The sequence below is a fragment of the Streptomyces murinus genome, from assembly GCF_002154555.1.
Taxonomy (GTDB): Bacteria; Actinomycetota; Actinomycetes; order Streptomycetales; family Streptomycetaceae; genus Streptomyces; species Streptomyces murinus.
Genome location: NZ_MUNF01000594.1, coordinates 1 through 2175 on the forward strand (window position 1 = coordinate 1; position 2175 = coordinate 2175).

1 protein-coding gene and 2 pseudogenes are annotated in these 2175 nt (G+C 73.6%); 1 reads left to right on the forward strand and 2 read right to left on the reverse strand.

Going from position 1 to position 2175, the window contains the following annotated elements:
* Both CCN72_RS30715 and CCN72_RS30720 read right to left on the reverse strand, forming a co-directional pair.
* Nucleotides 1-505 (reverse strand): annotated as a pseudogene (locus CCN72_RS30715) (hypothetical protein); the annotation flags it as partial.
* 108 nt (nt 506-613) lie between these two features.
* Nucleotides 614-1285, reverse strand: a complete 672-nt coding sequence (locus CCN72_RS30720; protein ID WP_086811324.1) for an alpha/beta fold hydrolase — start codon at nt 1283-1285, stop codon at nt 614-616.
* 21 nt (nt 1286-1306) lie between these two features.
* Here CCN72_RS30720 and CCN72_RS30725 point away from each other — a divergent pair.
* Nucleotides 1307-2175: pseudogene (locus CCN72_RS30725) on the forward strand (hypothetical protein); the annotation flags it as partial.

Below are 2175 nucleotides of genomic sequence, written 5' to 3' on the forward strand. Positions count from 1 at the left end.
CACCGTGGCCGACGACGGCGGTGAGGAGGGCGGCCCCCGGGGGCGTCCCACCGGCGAGCAACTCCGTCGTCACCCGCTCGGGCAGGGCGGCGAGCGCGGCGGCGGCATGCTCCGGCTCCGCGTGCTCCAGGAGCAGACCGAGCGTGCGGTGAACACTGCGGGGCGCGGGAGGACGGAGCGTGTCGCCGGGCCCCTGCGCCACCGGCGGCGCGGCCAGCAACTCGGTCAGACCGCCACGGTGCCCGCCGAGCGCGTCGTACACCCCGCACCAACGGCCCACGTCCGCCCCGAGATGACGCCCCGTCAACTCCCGGAGCAAGGCGGCCGTTTCATCGTCAACCCCACCCGCGACGGCAAGCTTGGCCGCCACCGAACGCGCGGGCCGCGCCCGCTCCACCACCCGCCTCGCGGCACCACGCTCCGGACCCGCGCCCGCGCCGTCCCGCCTCGCGGCGACCATCTCACGCAGCAGCCTCCCGGCCGCCCCCACCTGCGTTTTCGACATGACCGCCATGGTAGACACGGCACTTGCGCCCGTCCCGGCCGAGTGCGGCTTCGCCCCTCTGGGGAACCGGCGGCTCGGCACCTGACTCCGCATCGCGCCTCCTCCCGGCTACTCGCCCAGCAGAAGGATCTCCAAGAACTCCTCCGGGGCGTCCCTCCAGACATCGTGGCCGCTGTCCAGGGTGTGGACCCGCCAGGTCGGGTCATCGGCCAGCCGGTCGTGGACGGCGGTGAAGGGCGAGCCGTCCCACCCGGAGAGATACACATAGTCCCGGGTGCTGACGGCACGCAGCCCGGTTCCGTCCAGCCGGATCCGCTGGAGGAACGAGGCCAGTGGATGCGCGGTCACGCGCGGGTCGCTGCCGGGCGGCGGCTGGACGGTGTATCCGTTTGCCGCCGCACCGGCCAGGAACACATCGCGGTAGGCATCGGTCGTCAGGTCCCAGCAGGACTGGCCGTCCTCGGGCACGTAGGCGTCGGAGTAGACCAGGCGGCGCACCACGCCGGAAGGGGCGCGGTCGGCGGCACCGGTGATGACCATCCCGCCGTAGCTGTGCCCGACGATAACGGCGTCGCCGGCCTCCTCGGCGGCGAGTACCGCGAGCACATCGTCGATGTGGGTGTCGAGATTGACATCGGCGGACGTCAGGTGGGCGCGGTCGCCGACGCCGGTGGGTGTCACCGTCAGCGCCCGGTGTCCGGCGGTGCGGAGCCGGTCGGCCAGGGCGGAGAAATACCAGCCGCCGCGCCAGCCACCGGGAACGAGAACGAAGGTCGTCATGGCGGCGTGAACGCTGCCTGCATGACGCCGATTCCCTTCCGGACGGGGCAACTCGGTTCATCCGTCGCGGAACGCGTGGCGGATTGGTCCAGAATCTCTTTTCACTCGATCGGCTCCCGGACCAATCCGCGGGGCGGCCGGAACCGGATTCCCCGCGTGAGGGACGAAGAGAAGGACCAGAGCGGCCGACCGGGTTCGCCACGCCTGGCGCTGGGTGCGCTGAGCGGGGCGCTGGCCGGCTTCGCCGCGCTGGCGGTGGCCGAACCGGTCGCGGCGGCGGTGCGTCCGCGGTCCGGTCCGGTCGTCGTGGTGGGCGGCGCGTCCATCGACGCGACGCCCGCGCCGCTCAAGGACTGGGCGATCCGCCACTTCGGCACCGACGACAAGCTCGTGCTCCAACTCGGCATCCTGGCCGTACTGGCTTTGTCGGCCCTGGCGTTGGGCGTGCTTGCGGTGCGGTTCCGGCGGGCCGGAGCCGCCGGGGTTCTTCTCCTCGGGGCCGTCGGGGCGGCGGCTGCCCTCAAGCGCCCCGACTCCGTCGGCCTCACCGATGCGTTGCCCTCCGTCGTGGGAGCCGTCGCCGGGGCTCTGCTCCTGTACGGCCTGACGGGACGCCTCACCGCACCCGCTCGATCGACGTCGCCGGAGCCCGGCTCCGTGAGCGAGGAAGCGGCAGGCGGCCCGCGGGCGTCCGAGGCATGGGACCGGCGGGGGTTCGTCCTCGCGGCCACGTCTGCCGCGGCCGCTTCCGCCGTGGCGGGCGCGATCGGCCGCTCGCTGAACGGTTCGAGCGGTCGGGACGCGGCCACCTCGCGCGAGAAGGTCGTTCTGCCCCGCCTCGGCTCACCGGCCCGGCCGCTACCGAAGGTGGCCGGGCCGGTGAGCCGAGG

Coding starts and splice junctions, on each gene's coding strand:
- CCN72_RS30720 (WP_086811324.1), bottom strand. CDS start 1,285: ATGACGACCTTCGTTCTCGTTCCCGGTGGCTGGCGCGGCGGCTGGTAT.